This window comes from Roseburia hominis (assembly GCA_040702975.1).
GTDB lineage: Bacteria > Bacillota > Clostridia > Lachnospirales > Lachnospiraceae > Allocoprococcus > Allocoprococcus hominis_A.
Genome location: CP159990.1, coordinates 2,838,141 through 2,859,691, shown reverse-complemented (window position 1 = coordinate 2,859,691; position 21,551 = coordinate 2,838,141). Strand labels below are relative to the sequence as shown.

The window sequence follows — 21,551 nt, the reverse complement described above, 5'->3', positions numbered from 1 at the left end:
TGGTATTATTTGCAATGTATAAAGAATTCACAATACTATAGAAGAGATTTCTTTGCCGCCGGGTAAAGATGAAAGCGTCAGGCTCCCTATCGTAAGGCCTTAGAAGACAGGGAGAGCTGGCGCTGTTTTATTTCCGCGAGCGACTGCGGCACAAAAGAGCACCTGGAACGAAAAAAGGAGGAAAAATGGAGCAACATTTATACCGCAAACAATTTATGAAATATGCATTTTTTGGAGTACTTGGCACACTGGGTGTGTCATGTTATATACTTGCAGATACCTTTTTTATAGCAAAGGGTCTGGGTATGAGGGGACTTACCGCGCTGAACCTGGCGATTCCGGCGTATAATTTTATACATGGAACAGGTCTGATGATTGGCATGGGCGGCGGGACCAGATTCTCCATTTGCAGAAATGACAGTAACCGCAGAAGGATTGACGAGATTTTCATGAATTCCGTGTATTTAGGGCTGTTTTTGGGAGTATTGTTTGCTCTGGCCGGTCTCCGTTTCTCGCAGCCGCTTGCAATCCTTCTAGGGGCGGACAGCGAGACACTGGCAATGACATCTGTCTATTTAAAATGGCTTTGCCTCTTTGCTCCGGCGTTTATCATGAATAATATACTATTATGTTTTGTGCGCAATGACAGAAGTCCGATGTTGTCCTCCGCAGCCATGCTGGTAGGTAGCTTTTCTAATATTGCGCTGGATTATATTTTTATCTTCCCAATGCATATGGGTATGTTTGGAGCCGTCTTTGCGACGGGATTATCACCCGTCATTAGTATGGCTGTTCTATCCCGGCATTGGAAAAAGCCGGATAAAACGCTTCGTATTATCCGGGCCAGGTTTAATCCGGAGATCATCAGATCCAATCTGGCGCTGGGATTTCCTTCTTTGATCGGACAGGTCGCTTCGGGGACGGCGATGATCGTGTTCAACATTTTAATATTGAAGATAGAGGGAAATGTTGGGGTCGCAGCGTATGGCGTGATCGCCAATATATCCCTGGTGGTGGCATCCGTATATACCGGCGTTTCCCAGGGAATCCAGCCGCTGATCAGCGATTCATACGGGAAGGGAGAGAGCGGCCAGATTCAGCTTGGTATGAAGTATTCCAATATTACGATAGTGATCTTGTCGGGGATCATGTATCTGTTCATCTTCCTGTTTGCCGATGGAATTACCAGTGTTTTCAACGGAGAACAGAATATCCAGATGCAAAATCTGGCCGTGAACGGATTGAGGCTGTATTTTTTGTCCTCCGTTTTTGCCGGATATAATACGGCAATTGCCATATTTTTCACTTCGACGGAAAGAGCGCTGCCGGCGCATATTTTGTCACTGTTAAGAGCAATAGTCCTGCTTGTGCCAATAGCATTTTTGATGTCGGAGCTGTGGGGCATGACTGGGATATGGCTGACGTACCCGGTCACTGAGGTTCTTGCGGCCTGTGCGGGATATGTAATCTATAATAGGAAGACTATCCTGCGCAAGAGACGTAAGGACACAACGCAGAGGAAGTAAATGCACGGTACAAGGGAAGCAGGAACAAAAAAATAAGGACTTTCGGTGGTTGGCGCTTGTAAACAGATTCAGCGCTGTCTCCGGCATAGCTCCAACTATCTTCGCCTGCCCCGTTTCCGCATATCTTTCCGGATATTTTCAAAGTGCTCGTCGGAGATGGTGCTCTTCTGGCGGAACTCAGCGACAGCCGCCGACATCACTTGGAAGTTCAGCGTTGTCCCGACGGCGTCCGGTACATAATTGGCGGCCCGGTCTGCGCTGATGCCAAAGTGCTCTGCCGTTTGAACAGCATCAATGTTCGCGCCCAGGAAAACAAATTCCCATCCATATTTTTCTTTTTCGTGTTCAATCATCGCTTTGACTTTGTCGGAGGAATACTCTCTGCTGGAATTCTCCTCGCCGTCCGTGATGATGACAAATATGACTTTGCCGGCGCGATATTCCTCTGCCGTATTCTTTTGCACACGAATGAGTTTGTCAATCGTAATTCCGATGGCATCCAAAAGAGCGGTAGACCCGCCTACGAAATACTCCTTCTCCGTCATGGGGGAAACAGCCCGGATGTCGATGCGGTCATGGAGCAGGGTATAATGGTTGTCAAATAGGACTGTGGTGATCCGGCATTCGCCGCCAAGCCCTTTCTGATTGGCCAGCATGGAATTAAAACCGCCGATAGTATCCTTCTCAAGCCCGGACATGGAACCGCTCCTGTCCAGAATAAATACGAGTTCAGTAAAATTCTTATTCATATGAAAATGACCTCCTGTCTTTTGATGATCTTATCATACAAAAAACAGGAGGCGCTAAGGTCGCTTTGAAAGCGACAAAAATCTTTACGCATTCAGCAGTGGCTGGTCATATTTGAACAGCACTTCATTGATATCAAAAATATTGTATTTCCCGTTGATGATGAAATATTCCACAATCACATCGAATTTGCTGGCGTGGGAGAGGGTATATCCGGCGCGGGCCAGCAGATCGTCCGTCTCTGAAAGGGAGAGCTCCAGAGCAATCGCCAGTGAGAGAATCGTAGATTTCTTTGGCGTGTATCCCTTCACCGAACGGATCCTGGAGAACAGCTTGCGGTCAATGTTTGCCTTCTTGTAGACTTCCACGTCGGTTTTTCCTTTTGCATCGATCAGCTTCAGAAGTGTGTCGGAAAATGGCTCGTCCAGATGGCCGATAAGGTCATCGAATGGGTCCTTCGCCATCATTGGCAGGGCGTCAAGATCAAGCGTGGGCGCGTTTATTTCCCCTGCGGTCGTCGCCATGTCCAAACGAAGATTGCGTGTGACATAGTGGGTTTCCACGTAGTGTTCATCAATGTAGCTTTCCACTTCGGCCATCAAGGTTTGGCTGATGAGGAAGGCGGATTTGTCAAAGACAGCGAGATAAATATCCATGTCATGGTCTATAAGGAAGTCCTGGATCGCTAACGACGCCACCTCAAGAGCCTCGACCTTCGGGTATCCGTAGATACCGCTTGAGATGAGAGGGAAGGCGATACTCTCACAATCATATGCCTTAGCAAGCTTTAAGGATTCCATATAGGCAGAGCGAAGCAGGAGTTTATTCTGCTCCTTACTCCAATGGCGATAGATTGGGCCGGCTGCGTGGATAACATATTTAGCAGGCAGTGCGAATCCGGGTGTGATGGCCGCGCCGCCGGTTTCGATGGGGGCGACCTTGTTGCAGGCAGCCTGAAGCCTTCTGGCACCGGCAGCTTTAAATATCGCACCACAGACACCACCGCCCATTTGCAGATCAGTATTCGCTGCATTCACGATGGCGTCTACATTTAGTTTGGTAATGTCCTGGCGGACGATGGTAAATGGCATAACGTAACCTCCATGTTTTTCTTATATTGATTTTACAGGGTTGCTATCAATAAAGCAACGAGAAAAAGTAAATTCGGTATACAAGATTTCATTCTACATCGGAGAGCTGAAAGCTTAGAAGGTTATTGACAAAAACGCTCCATTTGGTAGAATAGCGCTAGTGAGGGATCTATTTTCTTGAGGCGTCAGGCAATACCGAGGTAAAGGAGGAATTCGATGCGTCGAATCATTTTCCATATAGATGTCAATTCCGCGTTCCTGAGCTGGACTGCGGTGGAGCAGCTCGCAAATGGGGCCGAGCTTGATATAAGGACCATACCGGCGATCATAGGCGGGGACAAAAAGTCCCGGCATGGCGTCGTGCTGGCAAAATCTATCCCGGCTAAGAAGTTCGGAATCCACACCGGAGAGCCGGTGGTGAACGCCATGCGAAAATGTCCGGGGCTTCATATGGAACCGCCGAATCATGCTATGTACCGGGAATACAGCCGGAAACTCATGGATTTTCTGCATACCTATACCACGGAAATCGAACAGGTCAGTGTGGACGAATGCTATATGGATTTTACCGGAATTGCGAGGAAATATCCGTCCCCTGTCTCGGCCGCATTTGAAATCAAGGACAGGGTGTACGAACAATTTGGCTTTACCGTTAATATTGGGATATCCAGCAATAAACTTCTGGCGAAGATGGCGTCGGATTTTGAGAAACCCAATCGGGTACATACTTTATTTCCGGAGGAGATCAGGCAGAAAATGTGGCCGCTCCCGGTGTGGGAGCTTTTTATGGCGGGGCATTCCAGCGTAGAGACACTTAAGAAGCTGGAAATCCACACGATCGGCGATCTGGCTCAGACGGATCCGAAGCTTCTGGAGTTACACCTTAAGAGCCATGGACGTATGCTGTGGGAATTTGCAAATGGAATCGACGATTCTTTGGTGCAGCCGGAAGAAGCGGCGGCAAAAGGAATCGGGAATTCCACGACTCTGCCCAAAGACGTGGTGACGGCAGAGGAGGCCAGAAGGGTGCTCCTTACGCTCTCCAAAAGTGTGGGAAGAAGGCTCAGAAAGGCCGGGCAGATGGCGTATATGGTGAGTACGGAAATCAAATACAGCACCTTCCAGACGGCATCCCACCAGAAACAGCTCGTTCGGGCTTCGAATAAAGATGATGTTTTATATGAAGCGGCGTGCGAATTATTTGATGAGTTGTGGAATCGGGAGCCGATCCGCCTGCTGGGGGTCCGCACTTCTAAATTGGTAGACGCAGGAGAACCTCAGCAGCTCAGTTTGTTTGACCTTCCGACGCCGGAAGAAATCCAGGCACAGAAGAAAGCGGAAAAGCACCGGAGGCTTGGAAAGGCGATGGAAGAAATACGAAAGAAATACGGGGAGGATTCTATTTCCCGCGGGGCGCCGAAAATGGGAGCCAGGAAGGAAGATGAATAAAACGACTATTGTTTTTCGCAGTTTGAATAATAAGAGGGCGAAAAATTTGTGGAAAATTTTTTGAATATGAAATTGCTGTTTTGAGAAAGATATGGTACTATTTATTTGGAATTATATGAAATCGATTACACATTGGGAGAGGGCTGAAAAATGGCTAGAAAATCAAGAAAACAAGGTACAAGAAAAGCGGCGAAGAATGCGAAGACGAAAGTGGCAAGGAGCGCTGAGAAGAAGGTGGCTGTGGCTGCGGGAGTGGTTGAGAAGGCGGCAGAGCCGGAAGAGACTGTGGCAGAAAGTGCAGTAGAGATTGATTTAGCTAAGGAAAATGAGATCTATAAGAAGAGATTCGACAGACATTTTGACGAATTGAAATGGCTCTACACAGAATTATATGGAAATGACTCTATGTTCGCTGAGCTGTGCGATAATCTGTATCGTTTTTACGGCGAGCGTAATCAGGATCTGAAGGCTTCGGACCAGAAGCGTGAGGAAGATCCGGATTGGTACAGAAAGAACGACCTGTTAGGCATGATGTTCTATATTGACAACTTTGCCGGAAACATGAAGGGCGTGGAGTCTAAACTGGATTATCTGGAGAAGAATAATGTAAACTATATCCATCTGATGCCGTTCCTGGATACAACAGACGGTAAATCAGACGGAGGATACGCCGTTTCCGATTTCAGAAAAGTAAAAGAGAATCTGGGAACGATGGAGGATTTGGAAAGCCTGACAGCGGCATGCCATAAGAAAAATATGAGCGTCTGCATGGATTTTGTCATGAACCATACTTCCGAAGACCATGAGTGGGCAAGAAGGGCCCGCAAGGGCGAAGGAGAATACATGAGCCGGTATTTCTTCTATGACAATTATTCGATTCCGGCCATGTATGAGAAGACGGTTCCGCAGGTATTTCCGACGACGGCGCCGGGGAATTTCACATGGCTTCCGGACGCAGGACATTTTGTAATGACCTCATTCTATCCGTACCAGTGGGATTTGAACTACAAAAACCCGCGGGTATTCAATGAAATGATGTACAATTTCCTGTTTCTTGCGAATAAGGGCGTGGATATTATCCGTATTGACGCCGTTCCATATATTTGGAAGGAACTGAATACACAGTGCAGAAATCTTCCGCAGGTTCACACGATCGTGCGTATGATGCGAATGATCTGCGAGATCGTGTGTCCGGGCGTGCTTCTTTTGGGCGAGGTCGTTATGGAGCCGGAGAAGGTCGTTCCCTATTTCGGAACCGTGGAAAAACCGGAGTGCCACATGCTGTATAATGTGACGACGATGGCGACCACCTGGCATACGGTAGCTACAAGAGAGGTGAAGCTCCTTAAGAAACAGCTTGATATCGTGAGTCATTTGCCGAAGGATTACGTGTTCCTGAACTATTTGCGCTGTCATGATGATATTGGCTGGGGACTGGATTATGCTTCGCTTAAAGAAGATGGTATGGAAGAACGTCCGCACAAGAAATATTTGAACGATTACTTCCTGGGATATGCCGGAAACAGCAACAGCCGCGGAGAACTTTATAATGCAGACCCGGTTAGCGGAGACGCACGTTTCTGCGGAACGACCGCTTCCCTGTGCGGGATCGAGAAAGCAGGTTTCGAGCAGGATCCGGTGGCGATGGAGAAAGCAATCCAGCTTGACGTGATGCTTCACGCCTATATGTTCATGCAGTCCGGAATTCCGGTGCTGTACAGCGGCGATGAAATCGGTCAGGTAAATGATTACACATATAAAGAAGATCCGCTCAAGGCAGACGATTCCAGATACATTCACCGTGGCGCGATGAAATGGAACCTGGCCGCACAGATTGATGATCCGGATACCGTGGAAGGAAAGATGTTCGCGCGCCTGAACCAGTTGGAGACGATCCGCAAGAATGAAAAAGTATTTATGGCAAATGCGGATATGTGGACGATCGAGACCTGGGATCCCAGCGTGCTATGTATCGGAAGATATTTTGAGGGTGAAAAATTAATTGGAATCTTTAATTTTAGTGAGTTTGATAAGACGGCATGGATTAATGAGACGGACGGTGTGTATAAGGATTTGATCTCCGGGGTGGAAATGCCGGCAAGGGGGGTTAATGTCCCGGCGTATGGGTTCTATTATTTGAAAAAGATTGCCTGATTATAAAATGTATAGGCGAATACGCTTGGAGAAAAATTGTGGGCGTTGGAAATATGAGAAGAGTGATATGCATATAGCGGAGCAGAAGGGCATGTAACAGAGTAGAAAGATATGCATATTGCGGAGAAAAAGGGTATGCATATAACAGGGTAAAAGGATATGAATATAGCGGAGATTGCAAAGCGGGCGGGAGTTTCAAGTGCTACTGTTTCGCGGTATTTTAATCACGGATATATTTCAGAGGGAAAAAAGGTGGCCATTCGGCGGGTCGTAGAGGAGACCGGTTATCACCCTTCGGTGCAGGCGCAGACCCTGCGGACGAAGAAGACAAAGATGATTGGCGTGATTCTGCCGAAAATTGCGTCCACTTCGATGGGAAGTGTGGTGGCGGGTATCCTCTCCGGCCTGGAAGCGGAGGGGTATCGGCTTCTTCTGGCCGACACGCAGAGCAGCCCTAAAAAGGAACTGGAATATTTATCGGTGTTTGATGAGAAACAGGTGGACGGCGTTATTCTGGCGGCTACAGTGTTAACAAAAAAACATAAGTCGGTTCTGAAAAAGATGGCGATTCCCATCGTGATCGTGGGACAGAGGCTGGAAGGATACCCCCATGTCTTCCATGATGATTACCACGCTATATATGATATGACCCGGCTGGTCCTTAGGAGAGGATGCCAAAGACTGGGATATATCAGCGCGTTTCATGAGGACAAAGCGGCGGGGGCAGCACGTTTCCGGGGATACTCTGATGCGGTGCGGGAGGCCGGCTTACCGGAACTTAAGGACAATTATGTGATTGCAGATTTTACGATAGATTCCGGGTATGAGAAGACAAAAGAACTGCTGGAACGGTGCGGCAGGCTGGACGCCATCATTTGTGCGTCAGATGAGATGGCAGCAGGGGCACTTCGCTGCGCCCGTGATATGCAGATCGATGTCCCGGGACAGATGCTGGTGACAGGGCATGGAGATTCTGATCTTGCAAAAGTTATTTCACCGATGCTTCCTACGGTACATTATTTTTACGAAGAGAGCGGCTATGCGGCAGCACAGATGATGCTGGAAATTTTGAAAAAAGGGCAGGCCGGGGAAAATGAAATAAGAATGGGGTATTCTATTGTGAATTGGGCGGAATGAAGAAAGAGGCACTAAAACAGGTGGAAAATACCAGATATGAAGACACCCTTTAGCTAGGCTTTAGTTGATCGTGCCTGTTCTACGATATCCCCTACCCCATTCAGTACAATAGATGGGCGATAGGCATAGGTTATTACTGTTTCCATGGTGGAGACTCCGGACAACACAAGTACCGTGGACATACCACTTTCCAGCCCGGATATTACGTCGGTATCCATTCGATCCCCGACCATGACTGCATCGCCGGAGTGGCAGTTTAAGAGCCGGAGTCCGGTGCGCATCATCAGCGGATTCGGTTTCCCGCAAAAGTATGCCCGGGTACCGGTCGCCATCTCAATCGGGGAGATGAGTGCCCCACAGGCGGGAGCGATTCCATTTTCGATAGGACCGGACACATCGGAATTGGCCCCGATTAGTTTGGCCCCGCCAAGAACCAGATTGGTCGCTTTCGTGAGCGTGTCAAGAGAGTAGGCCTTTCCCTCGCCGATGACGACATAGTCCGGGTTCACATCATTCATGGTAATGCCTGCATCATAAAGGGCGTTAAAGAGCCCTGCCTCGCCGATGGCAAATACAGAACAGCCGGGAGACTGCTCTTTTAAAAACGCCGCCGTCGCCAGAGCACTGGTGTAGAAATGCTCCTCTGACACATCAAGCCCCATGCGGGCCAGTTTCTGTTTCAACTCTCTTGGCGTATAGCCGCTGTTATTCGTAAGAAACAAATATTCCTTTTTCTCCTCCTGAAGCCACTGGATGAATTCGGTGACTCCTGGAAGAATCTGGTTGCCGTGGTAGATCACGCCGTCCATGTCGCAGATAAAGCCTGTTTTTTCATTAAAATTTATTGTGTTCATATGTGATTCTCCTGTTTCATTTTATTAATGTGTGTAAATGTTATAGGAATGCTGTTATTTTATAGTATAACAGTGGAAAATATGTACTTCTATCAAATTTGTGTTAAATTTAGGGGTATTTAAAGAAAAAATAGATTAGAAAATTAACAAAAATTTTCTAAGAGTAACTAGCTCTATGACATCAATCATTTACAAACACATGTATTATACTATTAATATCCCGAAATGTAAATAGCCTTTTTTCTCCATTTTCTGTATTTCTGTCCTGTTTTTATCTATATCTTGTATGTTTGGCAGATTTCGAAAAAGCATTCTGCAAAAATCAATTACTATTCTTGTCTTTTTCGTAATGTGAATTCTATTTTTTCTACAAGAAACGACTGAAAATATATTTTTTCATTAAAATTCCCTCGAAAACTTGTGAAATTATATACGAAAGCACCTCCTTTTTCATAGAGCTAGTTACTCTAAGAAAAATTGGAGGATTTTTTATGTGGTATTTGCTTCATTGTCCCCCAAAAAGTGAAGAGATGGTCTTGCAGAAATATAAGGAAAGTGTGGACGGGAAAGTTTTGTCGAACGCTTTTATCTTTACGTATGATCGCATGAGGCGCTATCTGGGAGACTGGCATCATGAAAAGAATAACCTGTTTCCCGGCTACATTTTTCTGGAGAGCGATGAGATTCAGAGTATTCAGGAAGCAAGGGAATGTTATCTGCGGATGACAGAGGAAGAGTGGGACGCAGCAGGTTCTTTGCGAGTGGTACTTCCAGAGGAGCAGAAGTTCCTGAAAACGTTCTGCGGCAGGCAGCATCATGTGGCTATGTCCAAAGGCGTGATCCGCAGCGGAGAGACGCTGGTAACCGAGGGGCCGCTTACGGGGCGGGAGAATCTGATCACCAGAATTGATCGTCATAAGAGGACTGCATTTCTGAAAACACCGATGCTGGCGGGGAAAGGTCCTGTGCAGGTCGGACTTGAAATTACGGAGAAGATAGAATGACTGCGAAATGGTATGTAATGCGCACGATTCCGGGAAGAGAAGAAGAGGCCGTTTCTCTTTTAAATAGGAAGATAGACCATCACTTTTGGGCAAAATGCCGGATTTTGAGGAAGCAGCAGTTGTTTCGTGTGAAGGGTGAATATCTGGTCAGCCGTAAGGAAATGTTTCCGGGCTATGTGTTTATCAAGACTGAATGTTCCAAGGAACTGAGAGAAATGTTGCAGAGATCCAGAGAATTTCCACAGCTTGTCGAAAGCGGCAAGGCGGAGATCGCGGCAGTGGAGCCGGAGGATCTGCGGTTCCTGCAGAGTATCTGCGGTAGAGAGCTGGAGCGCGATATGGGACTTTCGACGGTTGAGGTTGATGCGGACGGCCAGGTGAGAAATGCAGAGGGTGTATTGAAGGAGTATGTGGGGCAGATTCGCAGACAGAGGCTCCGACACCGGTATGTGACGGCGGAGGTGGAACTTTTCAACCGCAGGGAAGATGTGCTGTTTGGAATTCGTGTTGAAGGAGATCCGGAGTAAGTGGGAGCAAAAGTGACAGGAAAGAATTGGTACATTTTGTTTGTCCAGATTGAGAAGCAGAGCCAGATATGTACGATGCTTCAAAATGAAGGAGTCCACGCATTTCTGCCGATGATGGAGTACTATCGACGGGACTCTAAAGGAATTGCGGTAAAACTGATGTTTCCCGGGTATGTGTTCGTGAGATCTGAGCTGGAGCAGAAAGAGTTTGATGATTTCCTGAAATTCCGGAAAGGGTGCTTGTGGGGAGTCATTAAACAGCTTAAGGAAGACGGGAACCTTTTTAAAGAGGCTTCTTACTTAAGAAGTTATAGGGGAAGAAAAGAGGAACATAAAAATCATGTTTACCAGAAAAGAAGATTTGAAACCATTCAAGTCTAAGGTGTGGTTAGCCAGCCCGACGATGCATGGGGAAGAATTAAGATACATAACTGAGGCATATGAGACAAACTGGATGTCCACGGTAGGGTCTAACATCAATGAAGTAGAGCGTATTGCGGCTGAAAAAGCAGAAGTGAAGTATGCGGTTGCTCTGTCTTGTTGTACCGCGGCCCTCCATCTTTGTGTGAAGCTGGCAGGTGAGAAAATGTATGGTAAGCCGGACATCGGACATGGTGCAGTAGAAGGGAAACGAGTATTCTGCTCTGACATGACTTTTGCTGCGACGCTGAATCCCGTCGTGTATGAAGGTGGTATTCCGGTGTTTATCGATACAGAACGTGATACCTGGAATATGGATCCGGTTGCTTTGGAAAAGGCTTTTGAGATTTATCCGGAAGTAAAACTTGTTATAGTGGCGCACCTGTATGGTTTTCCGGGCAAGGTAGATGAATTATTGGAGGTTTGTCATAAACATGGGGCTTTGATGATTGAGGATGCAGCGGAGTCTATGGGTGCGACATATAAGGGAAGGCAAACGGGAAGTTTCGGGGATTATGCAGCGGTTTCTTATAATGGGAACAAAATTATCACCGGCAGCTCAGGAGGATGCCTTTTAACTAATAACATAGAGGATGCAAATAAATCGCGTAAGTGGTCTACACAGGCCCGTGAGAATGCTGCATGGTATCAACATGAGGAAGTCGGTTATAACTACCGCATGAGTAATGTGATTGCCGGTGTGGTGCGTGGACAGTATTCGTATCTGGAGGAGCACATCGCTCAGAAGAAAGCAATCTGGGAAAGATATAAGGATGGGTTTAAGGATCTGCCGGTAAAGATGAATCCGTTTGAGGAGGATAAGGCAGACCCCAATTACTGGCTGAGTGCAATGATTATTGATAGAGATGCTATGTGTAAGCAGGTACGCAGTGACAATGAAGCAATGTATATCCCGGAGAGGGGGAAGAGTTGTCCAACAGAGATCCTGGAGGCAATCAGCAGTATTAATGCAGAGGGAAGACCAATCTGGAAGCCGATGCATATGCAGCCGATGTATAGAATGAATGCTTTTGTTACTGAAACTGGTAATGGCAGAGCTGGAACGAACGCTTATATTGCTGGTGGTGTCGAGGATGTTGGTGCTGATATCTTTGATAGAGGTTTGTGTTTGCCAAGCGATAATAAGATGACTAAAGAACAGCAGGAGCAGATTATTGAAATAATCGGAAGATGTTTTGAGTGAGAAATTGTGATAGAGGAGAAAATGCGGTATGCATAGAAAAAGTATTTATGAAAAGTACATAAAGCGGCCGCAGGATTTCCTGTGTGCGTTAGCGGCTACAATCATACTTAGTCCTGTAATGCTGATAACAGCAGGTTTGGTCCGATTCAAATTGGGATCACCTGTTCTATTTATGCAGGAGCGTCCGGGGAAAGATGGGAAAAAATTTAAGCTGTATAAGTTCAGAACTATGACAGATGAAAAAGATGAAAATGGTGATCTTTTGCCGGATGAAGTGCGTTTGAACAAGTTTGGAAAAACACTGCGTGCTACGTCCCTGGATGAACTTCCGGAACTGATTAATATACTGAAAGGCGATATGAGCGTGGTGGGTCCAAGACCACTTCTATGTAGATATCTGGAACGCTACAATGAACATCAGTCGAGAAGACATGAGGTGCGTCCCGGCTTTACTGGATTGGCACAAGTGCATGGCCGAAATGCCATCAGCTGGGAAGAAAAGTTTGATTGGGATGTTAAATATGTGGATAATGTCACATTCTTTGGTGATTGGGAAATTATATTCCAGACAATAAGGACCGTGCTGAAACGAGATGGTATTAGTTCAGGGACTTCGGTCACCATGGAAGAATTCATGGGGACACAAGCTGAATTGGGCGATAATGTAAGGATATGATGATGAGAAAATTGGTGATTATCGGAGCAAGCGGCCACGGAAAAGTGGTAGCAGATATTGCGGATGCTGTGGTCGCGAAATCTGTGGATATGGGAGTTGGTACGGTGGTAATGGCGGGTGCTGTCATTAATCCAGGAACCCAAATTGGAAAAGGCTGTATTATTAATACCTGTGCATCCGTAGATCACGATTGTATGATTGGTGATTATGTTCATGTCTCGGTAGGTGCATATGTTGCTGGTACGGTAAGAATTGGAGATAACACATGGATTGGAGCAGGTGCAACGGTAAGTAATAATGTGAGTGTTTGTGGGGATTGTATGGTGGGCGCAGGTGCTGTGGTTATTGTAGATATAAGTGAGCCGGGGACATATGTAGGCATCCCCGCTAAGGGTAAGAGAATGAGAAAGGAACAGTTCGGGGGGCATTCCTCCAGACAAGTAAAAATGGAACATTCCATTATGTTCCCTGCATTAAGAGTGCATAGGAGGGCAGCATGATGGAAGAAGTAGTGCGAAAAGATTTATATATCATTGGTGCAGGTGGATTCGGTAGAGAGGTGGCCTGGTTGGTTGAGAGAATTAACGAGATCAGACCTACCTGGAAACTCAAAGGATTTATTGATGATAACAGCTCTTTGTGGGGGGCATATGAAGGGGAATATCCGATTATAGGTGGTTGTGAGCAGCTACTGAGCGAAGCGGAAAGTAAAGATATATTTGCTGTTTGTGCAGTTGGATCTGCCAGGGTTAGAAAAGTCATTATTGAGAAACTGGCAGGAAAAGTTCAGTTTGCCACAGTAATTGACCCAAGCGTGATTATCTCAAAAAGAGTGGAAATTGGTGCGGGCTGCATTATTTGTGCAGGAACAATCATTACTGTGGATATTAAAATCGGGAATCACGTCATTATCAATCTGGATTGCACGCTTGGTCATGATGATATTATACACGATTTTGTTACCATCTATCCGAGTGTCAATGTTTCTGGAAATGTTGAAATCGGTGAGTGTAGTGAAATTGGTACAGGTATGCAGGTTATACAGGGTAAGAAAATTGGTACAGGTAGCATTGTGGGGGCAGGGGCAGTAGTTGTTAAGGATATTCCGGATAGGTGTGTTGCCGTGGGAAGCCCGGCAAAACCAATAAAGTACATTGAGTAATTTAGATTTTAGCGATTATTAATGGTGGCGTTGAAAATGAAAAATTTAATATGGGCGGATAATGATGTAGGACTATATCAATTCCGCTATGAGTTGATTTCGGAGTAATTGAAAGAATAAGATGTAAATTTGTTGATACTCGGATAGATAGGCGTCATATTAATCCAAAAACAGATATAAAACTGTATTTCAATAATAAAAACTATTGAAGTCTGAAAAACCTGATTTTGTTATTGCATATACTATCAAGCCCAATATCTATGGATTCTTTGCCTGTAGAATGTCTGGTATTTCTTGTGCTACGAATATTACTGGTTTAGGTACAACCTTTCAGAATGATAATCTTTTGAAAAACTGGTAATTGTGATGTACAAGTTCAGTCTTAAAAGAGTTAAAAAGCGTATCAGATAACAATATATGAAATTAGGAAGGGTATATGTTATGTTAGTTCTAAAGATTATTTGGTGGGTAGCAGTATTTGTAATATTTTGGGCTATGATTGGTTATCCGACCTCTCTTATTGTGCTTGATAAAATATTCAAAAAAGAAAACAAGAAAGATTATACTTATGAGCCGACAGTGAGCATTATGGCTGTTGCGCATAATGAAGAAAAGGTTATTGCGGAGAAATTACAGAACTTAATTGAAACGGATTATCCGGCAGATAAGTTGGAATTCTTGATTGCCTCTGATTTCTCTACGGATAGAACTAATGAAATTGTTGAGGCTTTCATTGTTGAACATCCGGAGAGAAGAATTCGAATACATAAATCAGTTAATCATTTAGGGAAGACAAATGCTCAGAATGAAACACAGGAATTCTGTAATACGGATATTCTTGTGATGACCGATGCAAATGCAATGCTTGAGCCCGATGCTGTGAGAGAACTTGTAGCATCATTTACCTCTAATGACATCGCTTATGTGTCTGGCCAGTTAAAGTATATGAACACAGAAGGTAACAAGACCGCGAACTCGGAAGGTTTCTATTGGAAGCTTGATCTAATGTGTAGGAATATTGAGAGTAAGTTTCAGACCATTACAGCTGGTAATGGAGCGATATATGCTGTGAGAAACAAAGACTACGAAAAGATTCCACCTATCGAGTGTCATGATTCCAGTTTTCCCATCATTTTTGCGCTTGAAAAAAAGAGAGCGATTTATAATCCTGACGCAGTGGCTTATGAGAAAGCTGGGGAAATCAACGAAGATGAGTATAAGAGAAAAGTTCGGATGAATCGAATAATTCTTCGAGGGATAATGCCAGACATCAGAGTGCTGAACATCTTTTCGCATCGTTGGTTCTCGTACTTCTATTTTGGACACCGGACTTGTCGTTATCTTTTATGGTTGATGCATATGTTGGTGTTGGTAATCAACATTCCACTGGCAGTTGGCAGTACATTTTGGAAGATAGTATTGGGACTTCAGATTCTGTTCTATCTAATTGCTATAATCGGGTGGTTTACAAAGAGCGGTAATCGTTTAGTGAAGATTATTTCCTATTACTGCATGACAATTATGGCACAATGGAAGGGTGTTATAAATATTGTAATAGGTAAGTCAAAGCCTGTGTGGGAGAAAGCTGAAAGTACAAGGTGAAGATGGAATTCAATGAAACGAGAAAATGAACGAAGAAGTGAGTTTATACCATAAGAAAAATAAGGGGGCTAGGATGAACATAAAAGTGTCAACGGTCACAAATCCAATATTCTACTTAACGCTTGCCTGTTATGTTGGTGAGGCTACACTTTCAATGATTGGAATCTCCATCCATGTAACCGCTTCCGCAATGTATTTGTTGGTGTTTGTAGCATTGCTTCTAACTTTTCGTAAAAGAATCATAATTAAGGTGCAGGCTTTTGATATAGTATCTTTATTTTATCTGTACATAGTTGTACGGAATATTACGGCTAATCTTGAGACGATGGAAGCTTATTTAATGCCTAACTTGATAACATGGCTCATGCTTGTATTGCTATGTAAGTGTTATCTATGTGATGATCAATATGGGCTGTTCCTGAAAATAACTTATGTGTTTGTTTCTGTACTCATGATTATAGGAGTGGGAAAGGTTATTTTAGTTGGAGGACGTTTGGCAGTTTTTGGAGGACCTAATGGCTTTTATAAATTTGCAATGCTCTTCCAAACCTTGTCTTTTTCAAAATATGTTTTTGAAAAAAAGCGTATTCATGTAGTGGGTATTATTTCTGGTTTGATATTAGCAATTATGACGGGATCTAAAGGAGCGATTATATCAATCATTATTATTGTTCCATTGGAGTATTTGTTATACATATTACAGAACAAGAAATTAAATGAGATTCCTAAAAAAATAGTGCAGCTAGGACTTGTCACGGTTGCAGGTTTATTGTTGTACTATAATTTCGCGGATAGTATTCCGGGCTTTTCGACGGCATTTAACAGAGGGGTTGCAATACTCCATTCTAATCAAAATGAATTAACGTCAGTTGCTGCTCGTTATAGACTACTTAATATGTCTGTAGATTATTTTATTCAAAGCCCGGTTTTTGGCAAAGGGGCACGTTATATGTATTATGATACACTGAATTCTTATAGTCCTCAGCCATATGCGCATAATGTTTTTTTTGAGATGCTTGGAGAGCAAGGTCTGATTGGGTTCTCATTATTTTTATTTATACTCTTTATAATGGTTATGAACCTAAAAAAGATTGGAATACGAAATATATATTCTATGAGTTTTTCGCTTGGGTTTATAGTTTATTTTATTGGTGCACAATTTAGCGGAAATATTCTTGATACAAAAATGGCAATTTTTTTTGCTGAAATGATAATTGTTTTAGGGAGTAGAAAGAATCTTTCAAAAATGACAGTATTAGAAGATAATACGACATCTACGATAGGAGTATTTTGAAATGAAAATTGTAAAACTAAAAGGCGGTTTAGGAAATCAGATGTTTCAATATGCATTCGCGTGTTTATTGCATGAACACACAAACGATGAAGTGAAAATAGATACATCCTACTTCCAATCAACTATCGCAGATTCAATAAGACAGTGTAGATTATTACAATACAAACTAACCTTACAAGAGGCTGCAAAAGAGGAAATTGAGCGACTTTGCCTTTTTAGACATACAGGCAATCCGATGGGTACAAAATACCGTTATTCTATTGCACTAGAGGGGGTGTTCAATCGTAATTACTACTTTGAAAAAAATAGGGCATATGTACCTGTTGATGATGTGAAAAGTTACTCATATTTTGATGGATATTGGCAATCCTGGAGGAATGTAGATCCGATTATTGAAAAACTGAAAAATGAGTTTCAGCCACTTAATCAGTTAAGCAATAAAACACAAACAACTTTAAACAAAATATCAACAGAGCAGTCCGTTTTTATCGGAATTAGAAGAGGAGACTACTCTCAAAGGTCCGGTCATTTTGGATCATTTGGGCAAGATTATTTTGAAACTGCCATGAAATACATTGATGAGCGAGTAGAATACCCAGTTTATTATATTTTTTCAAACGATATCGAATGGGTAAAGAACCATATCGATTTTGGAAAACGAAGTATTACTTTCAGGGAGAAAGAAGACGTGGTTGATGATTTTGAAGATTTGATTCTTATGTCTTATTGCAAACATTCAATCATTATTAATAGCACATATCATTGGTGGGGCGCAAGACTTCATGAATATGATGGGAAGATTGTGATTGCGCCTCAAAAATGGTTTTTTGATAAGAAACCTATTGATATTGTACCAAACAGGTGGATTAGGATTTAACCCAAAAGGGGCTAATAGAATTATGCGAAGTGAAAATAAACAAGGAGAAACAGGTGTTATTAAAAATAGCATAGCAATTAGCTTTGTTGTGTTAATTGGAAAAGCACTTGGATTTGTAAAACAAGCAGTCATTGCGTGGGCTTTTGGGGCCAATGCGACGACAGATATATATTTTGCTGCTGATGGATATACTTCAATGTTTGGTCAAATTATGGGTACATCAGTGGCACCAACAGTTCTAACAAGATATATAAAGCTTGATGAGGAAGGGAATAAAGGACGAGCAAAACAACTGATAAAAGAAAGTTTTTTTTTCTTCGGGATGGTTGGGTTAATTCTTGTGGGTATTAATGTCCTAATCTCATCGAATATTTGTAATTTAATTGGAATTTCATATACTGCATCACAGAAGCGAGAACTTAGATTTTTTGTGATTGCCTTATGTCCAGTGATGCTTTTTACATCTTTATCAGGAGTTGCCCAAGGTTACTTAGATGCGCATAAACGGTTTCTTCCGGCTAAATTATGTAGCTTATTTTTCAGTGTATTCATCATAATCAGTATAGTGTTTTTTCGACATTTTTTAGGCTTGCGCTCTTTATTATATGGCTTCCTTTTTGGCTATGTTGCGCACACTATTTATATGCTTTCTTTGGTTGTTTCTAAAACGGGAGTTTTTATTGGGAATCCATTCAAAAATCCTGAGTTTTGTCATATGATGAAGAGATTTGGGCCTTTAGTTGTTGGAAACTCTATTGTTGATTTAGGACATCTGGTAGACAAAATAGTTGCTTCGGCATTGCCTGCTGGTAGTGTTTCGGCTTTATATTATGGACAAGTAATTAGTAGTGATCTTGTAAATGCCGTTATTGTTACTTCAATCGGTACAGTATTATTAACAACGCTTACAAAAAGTGTAGCAAGCAATTTTGAACGTAATGTGATAAAAGATAGATTGCAATTTATAATTTGTGCGATGACACTGCTGACGGGATTGATTGCTGCTCTGTATTTTGTTGAGGGTTATGATCTTATTAAACTATTCTTTGAAAGAGGGAACTTCGATTCCAATAGTACAGCATTAGTTGCCTCAATTGCAACATGTTATTCATTTGGCTTTGTTTTTATGGCTAATCGAGAAGTACTGATAAAAGCGCATTATGCTTATCAGGATACTCTTACTCCAATGATTAATAGTATTATCGGAGTTATTATAAATCTGATAGGAAGTATAGTTTTATCAAGAATTATTGGCATCGCTGGTGTAGCGGTTGCCACAAGCGTATCAATGGCTTTGGTTGCTCTACTATCTTTGTTTACGATAAAGAAACATCTTGAGGAGTTCCCAATCAAGAAAAAGGGGGCAACAGATTTGGCGAAAATATTGGTTGCTATATTTGTAACTATTATTACGGGAAAGATTTTGTTGTCAATACTTGAAAATTATAATTCGTTTCTACGATTGCTAATTGTAGGAATGACAATGGTTATAGTGTACTTGGGAGTTTCTGTTGCTACAAAAGAGCTTGTGGTGAAAAAGGTTATTATTCCCTGGATAAAAAATAGGATTAGAAAGTAGAACAGCTTATTGTTGGTTAGTGGTTTTTGCTATTATGGGGGAGTTTGACAAGGAATGCTTTCCAAGAAGATGTTGTTGGCAAATTCCAAGAAGGTAGTGAAGAATGCATAGCCAAGAAAGAGAAAGGAGAGGCTGTCATGGACAATATTTTCACCAATGACGACAGCGCCATCGTCAGTTCTAACCGTATTCTTTATACGCCTTCCCCGTTTGCCAGAGCATCGCTTTTTCATCTTCAGGAGATTGGGACTCTTACAGCTCTTAAGCCACATATATCGAGTCATGATGACCTAGCATCGTTCCTATTTTTCGCTGTTCTAGATGGAGAAGGTAAAGTTACCTATAAGCATAAAACTTATCACATCAGTGCTGGGGAATGTGTATTTATTGATTGTCATAAGCCGTTCTCGCACGAGACATCAATAGCAAATTTTTGGACGCTTCAGTGGTGCCACTTCTTCGGACCGTCTCTTTCGCTGATATACGATAAGTATTTGGAACGAGGGGGGCGGGCAGTCTTCAAACCGAACGACATTTCTCAATTTTCCAAAGTTTTAGACTCTATCTTCCAAATAGCTTCTAGCAATGATTACATCCGGGATATGAGAATAAATGAGAGACTTTCTGCGCTCCTGACACTGCTTATGGCGGAGTCATGGCACAAAAAAGAACAGGATCGAAAAGCACAGTCGAAACAATCTGTTATGCCGGTGAAGGAATATCTGGATAATCACTATTCTGAGAAAATTACTTTGGATGACCTCAGCAGAGAGTTTTATATTAGTAAGAATTATTTGACTCGAGTGTTCAAGGAGCAATTTGGGATGTCCATAAAAGAATATCTTCAGGTTGTTCGAATCACGCATGCGAAGCAGCTTCTCAGAACAACAAACAAGACGGCAGAAGAAATAGGTATTGAGTGTGGATTTGGTGCGCTTTATTATTTCTCGCGTGTTTTTAAGGATATTGAAGGAGTTTCTCCTACCTTTTATAGGGAGAAGTGGTGAGTTTTGCCTTTTTGAATCTTGCCCTATTTTTGTTTCCGTTGATTCATCAAAGATTCATTTGTGCAAGTGGAAGGCGGATAAGTGAATTCAAGTTTTTCAGAGCTAACGATAAACTATTAAGTGTGTCTTGCCAATGCAATCTGCGCGGCAAGACGGTTACTGTAAGTTAATATAACCCACTGGAGGTAAACCGATGAAAAAAGCATTGATTACAGGAATCACTGGTCAGGATGGATCATATCTTGCCGAATTCCTGCTTCAAAAAGGATACGAGGTACATGGCATTTACAGAAGGGTGTCAATCACGAATATGGGGCGTATCGAACATATACTCAATAAGATAATTCTTCATGATGGTGATTTGAGTGATAGTTCTTCTTTAATTCGGATTATTAACGAGGTAAAGCCAGATGAGATTTACAACCTCGCAGCACAGAGCCATGTGCAGATGAGCTTTGATGTGCCGGAGTACTCTGGGGACGTAGATGCAATTGGCGTACTGCGTATTCTTGAAGCTGTCCGCATTCTTGGTCTTGTTAAATCTACAAAAATATACCAAGCGAGCACCAGCGAACTGTATGGCAAAGTTGAGGAAGTGCCGCAGAACGAAAACACTCCGTTCCACCCATACAGTCCTTATGCTGTGGCAAAACAGTACGGCTTCTGGATTACGAAAGAGTATCGAGAGGCTTATGGAATGTTTGCGTGTAATGGCATTCTTTTCAACCACGAATCTGAACGGCGTGGTGAGAATTTTGTGACAAGAAAGATTACCCTGGCAGCTGGACGTATTGCTGAAGGTTTACAAGATCATTTGGAACTTGGAAACATGGATTCTCTACGTGACTGGGGCTATGCCAAGGATTACGTGGAATGCATGTGGCTGATTCTTCAGCAGGGTGAACCGGATGATTTCGTGATTGCCACTGGAGAACAGCACACTGTTCGTGATTTTACGGAGAAAGCTTTTAGAACTAATGGCATGGAAATCGAATGGCGTGGTGAAGGTCTGGAAGAAAAGGGCTATGACAAAGTTACTGGTAAGATGCTGGTATGCGTAAATCCTGCCTGGTTCCGCCCGACTGATGTGGTTAACCTTTGGGGAAATCCTACCAAGGCAAAGACAGTTCTTGGATGGGAGCCGCAGAAGACATCTTACGAACAGCTCGTCGCGCTTATGGCAGAGCACGACCGTAAGTTGGCCAAGAGAGAAAGAGCATTAGTTGATGCGAATGTGTGAG

21 protein-coding genes are annotated in these 21,551 nt (G+C 43.2%); 18 read left to right on the top strand and 3 right to left on the bottom strand.

Features of this window, described 5'->3' with window-relative positions:
- Positions 1–185: 185 nt before the first annotated feature.
- Entirely contained in the window at positions 186–1,526 is a 1,341-nt protein-coding gene (locus tag ABXS75_13215) for an MATE family efflux transporter (protein XCP84028.1), read from the top strand.
- Between the two features lie 95 nt (positions 1,527–1,621).
- On the opposite strand, the gene ABXS75_13210 is transcribed toward ABXS75_13215, so the two are convergent.
- Entirely contained in the window at positions 1,622–2,275 is a 654-nt protein-coding gene (locus tag ABXS75_13210; protein XCP84027.1) for a vWA domain-containing protein, read from the bottom strand.
- A gap of 84 nt (positions 2,276–2,359) precedes the next feature.
- Positions 2,360–3,364, bottom strand: a complete 1,005-nt coding sequence (locus ABXS75_13205; GenBank protein XCP84026.1) for a macro domain-containing protein — start codon at positions 3,362–3,364, stop codon at positions 2,360–2,362.
- Between the two features lie 216 nt (positions 3,365–3,580).
- Here ABXS75_13205 and ABXS75_13200 point away from each other — a divergent pair, with 216 nt between their 5' ends.
- The 3 genes from ABXS75_13200 (at position 3,581) to ABXS75_13190 (ending at position 8,104) form a co-directional block, all read left to right on the top strand.
- Positions 3,581–4,813 carry a DNA polymerase IV gene (locus tag ABXS75_13200; protein ID XCP84025.1) on the top strand — a complete coding sequence of 411 codons (1,233 nt, stop codon included), beginning with the start codon at positions 3,581–3,583 and terminating at the stop codon, positions 4,811–4,813.
- 150 nt (positions 4,814–4,963) lie between these two features.
- Complete coding sequence (locus tag ABXS75_13195) at positions 4,964–6,967, top strand: amylosucrase (protein ID XCP84024.1); 2,004 nt, start codon at positions 4,964–4,966, stop codon at positions 6,965–6,967.
- A gap of 159 nt (positions 6,968–7,126) precedes the next feature.
- Complete coding sequence (locus ABXS75_13190; GenBank protein XCP84023.1) at positions 7,127–8,104, top strand: LacI family DNA-binding transcriptional regulator; 978 nt, start codon at positions 7,127–7,129, stop codon at positions 8,102–8,104.
- A 53-nt stretch (positions 8,105–8,157) separates the two neighbouring features.
- Here the strand turns inward: ABXS75_13190 and ABXS75_13185 are convergent, their stop codons facing one another.
- Positions 8,158–8,958 (bottom strand): HAD-IIA family hydrolase, encoded by an 801-nt coding sequence (locus ABXS75_13185; protein XCP84022.1) that lies wholly within the window; start codon positions 8,956–8,958, stop codon positions 8,158–8,160.
- Between the two features lie 491 nt (positions 8,959–9,449).
- Between ABXS75_13185 and ABXS75_13180 the strand changes: the two genes are divergently transcribed.
- The 14 genes from ABXS75_13180 to gmd all read left to right on the top strand — a co-directional run bounded on the left by ABXS75_13180 (position 9,450) and on the right by gmd (position 21,550).
- On the top strand, positions 9,450–9,962 hold the full coding sequence (locus tag ABXS75_13180; GenBank protein XCP84021.1) for a transcription termination/antitermination NusG family protein: 513 nt from the start codon (positions 9,450–9,452) through the stop codon (positions 9,960–9,962).
- Positions 9,959–10,489: a transcription termination/antitermination NusG family protein gene (locus ABXS75_13175; protein XCP84020.1), complete on the top strand. Its 531-nt coding sequence runs from the start codon at positions 9,959–9,961 to the stop codon at positions 10,487–10,489. Before ABXS75_13180 ends, ABXS75_13175 begins: the two co-directional genes overlap by 4 nt.
- A complete protein-coding gene (locus ABXS75_13170; GenBank protein ID XCP84019.1) occupies positions 10,490–10,870 on the top strand; it encodes a transcription termination/antitermination NusG family protein in 381 nt (126 codons plus the stop codon).
- A complete protein-coding gene (locus tag ABXS75_13165; GenBank protein XCP84018.1) occupies positions 10,830–12,113 on the top strand; it encodes a DegT/DnrJ/EryC1/StrS family aminotransferase in 1,284 nt (427 codons plus the stop codon). Before ABXS75_13170 ends, ABXS75_13165 begins: the two co-directional genes overlap by 41 nt.
- Before the next feature lie 28 nt (positions 12,114–12,141).
- Complete coding sequence (locus ABXS75_13160) at positions 12,142–12,789, top strand: sugar transferase (GenBank protein XCP84017.1); 648 nt, start codon at positions 12,142–12,144, stop codon at positions 12,787–12,789.
- A complete protein-coding gene (locus ABXS75_13155) occupies positions 12,786–13,289 on the top strand; it encodes a hypothetical protein (protein ID XCP84016.1) in 504 nt (167 codons plus the stop codon). The genes ABXS75_13160 and ABXS75_13155 overlap by 4 nt, the downstream gene beginning before the upstream one ends.
- Positions 13,286–13,951, top strand: a complete 666-nt coding sequence (locus ABXS75_13150) for an acetyltransferase (protein ID XCP84015.1) — start codon at positions 13,286–13,288, stop codon at positions 13,949–13,951. The genes ABXS75_13155 and ABXS75_13150 overlap by 4 nt, the downstream gene beginning before the upstream one ends.
- A gap of 205 nt (positions 13,952–14,156) precedes the next feature.
- Positions 14,157–14,312 carry a glycosyltransferase gene (locus ABXS75_13145; protein ID XCP84014.1) on the top strand — a complete coding sequence of 52 codons (156 nt, stop codon included), beginning with the start codon at positions 14,157–14,159 and terminating at the stop codon, positions 14,310–14,312.
- 80 nt (positions 14,313–14,392) lie between these two features.
- On the top strand, positions 14,393–15,553 hold the full coding sequence (locus ABXS75_13140; GenBank protein XCP84013.1) for a glycosyltransferase family 2 protein: 1,161 nt from the start codon (positions 14,393–14,395) through the stop codon (positions 15,551–15,553).
- A 25-nt stretch (positions 15,554–15,578) separates the two neighbouring features.
- Positions 15,579–16,847, top strand: a complete 1,269-nt coding sequence (locus tag ABXS75_13135; protein XCP84012.1) for an O-antigen ligase family protein — start codon at positions 15,579–15,581, stop codon at positions 16,845–16,847.
- A gap of 1 nt (position 16,848) precedes the next feature.
- Positions 16,849–17,724 (top strand): alpha-1,2-fucosyltransferase, encoded by an 876-nt coding sequence (locus ABXS75_13130; GenBank protein XCP84011.1) that lies wholly within the window; start codon positions 16,849–16,851, stop codon positions 17,722–17,724.
- Positions 17,725–17,746: 22 nt separating this feature from the next.
- Positions 17,747–19,303 (top strand): lipid II flippase MurJ, encoded by a 1,557-nt coding sequence (locus ABXS75_13125; protein ID XCP84010.1) that lies wholly within the window; start codon positions 17,747–17,749, stop codon positions 19,301–19,303.
- Positions 19,304–19,347: 44 nt separating this feature from the next.
- Positions 19,348–20,310, top strand: coding sequence for an AraC family transcriptional regulator (locus tag ABXS75_13120; protein ID XCP84009.1), 963 nt, complete (start codon positions 19,348–19,350; stop codon positions 20,308–20,310).
- Between the two features lie 193 nt (positions 20,311–20,503).
- Positions 20,504–21,550 (top strand): GDP-mannose 4,6-dehydratase, encoded by a 1,047-nt coding sequence (gene gmd / locus ABXS75_13115; protein ID XCP84008.1) that lies wholly within the window; start codon positions 20,504–20,506, stop codon positions 21,548–21,550.
- Position 21,551 lies beyond the last annotated feature (1 nt).

What these genes read in the sequence shown, in the direction of transcription:
- ABXS75_13215 (XCP84028.1), top strand. Translation starts at nt 186, where the DNA reads ATGGAGCAACATTTATACCGCAAACAATTTATGAAATATGCATTTTTT.
- ABXS75_13210 (XCP84027.1), bottom strand. Translation starts at nt 2,275, where the DNA reads ATGAATAAGAATTTTACTGAACTCGTATTTATTCTGGACAGGAGCGGT.
- ABXS75_13205 (XCP84026.1), bottom strand. Translation starts at nt 3,364, where the DNA reads ATGCCATTTACCATCGTCCGCCAGGACATTACCAAACTAAATGTAGAC.
- ABXS75_13200 (XCP84025.1), top strand. Translation starts at nt 3,581, where the DNA reads ATGCGTCGAATCATTTTCCATATAGATGTCAATTCCGCGTTCCTGAGC.
- ABXS75_13195 (XCP84024.1), top strand. Translation starts at nt 4,964, where the DNA reads ATGGCTAGAAAATCAAGAAAACAAGGTACAAGAAAAGCGGCGAAGAAT.
- ABXS75_13190 (XCP84023.1), top strand. Translation starts at nt 7,127, where the DNA reads ATGAATATAGCGGAGATTGCAAAGCGGGCGGGAGTTTCAAGTGCTACT.
- ABXS75_13185 (XCP84022.1), bottom strand. Translation starts at nt 8,958, where the DNA reads ATGAACACAATAAATTTTAATGAAAAAACAGGCTTTATCTGCGACATG.
- ABXS75_13180 (XCP84021.1), top strand. Translation starts at nt 9,450, where the DNA reads ATGTGGTATTTGCTTCATTGTCCCCCAAAAAGTGAAGAGATGGTCTTG.
- ABXS75_13175 (XCP84020.1), top strand. Translation starts at nt 9,959, where the DNA reads ATGACTGCGAAATGGTATGTAATGCGCACGATTCCGGGAAGAGAAGAA.
- ABXS75_13165 (XCP84018.1), top strand. Translation starts at nt 10,830, where the DNA reads ATGTTTACCAGAAAAGAAGATTTGAAACCATTCAAGTCTAAGGTGTGG.
- ABXS75_13160 (XCP84017.1), top strand. Translation starts at nt 12,142, where the DNA reads ATGCATAGAAAAAGTATTTATGAAAAGTACATAAAGCGGCCGCAGGAT.
- ABXS75_13155 (XCP84016.1), top strand. Translation starts at nt 12,786, where the DNA reads ATGATGATGAGAAAATTGGTGATTATCGGAGCAAGCGGCCACGGAAAA.
- ABXS75_13150 (XCP84015.1), top strand. Translation starts at nt 13,286, where the DNA reads ATGATGGAAGAAGTAGTGCGAAAAGATTTATATATCATTGGTGCAGGT.
- ABXS75_13140 (XCP84013.1), top strand. Translation starts at nt 14,393, where the DNA reads ATGTTAGTTCTAAAGATTATTTGGTGGGTAGCAGTATTTGTAATATTT.
- ABXS75_13135 (XCP84012.1), top strand. Translation starts at nt 15,579, where the DNA reads ATGAACGAAGAAGTGAGTTTATACCATAAGAAAAATAAGGGGGCTAGG.
- ABXS75_13130 (XCP84011.1), top strand. Translation starts at nt 16,849, where the DNA reads ATGAAAATTGTAAAACTAAAAGGCGGTTTAGGAAATCAGATGTTTCAA.
- ABXS75_13125 (XCP84010.1), top strand. Translation starts at nt 17,747, where the DNA reads ATGCGAAGTGAAAATAAACAAGGAGAAACAGGTGTTATTAAAAATAGC.
- gmd (XCP84008.1), top strand. Translation starts at nt 20,504, where the DNA reads ATGAAAAAAGCATTGATTACAGGAATCACTGGTCAGGATGGATCATAT.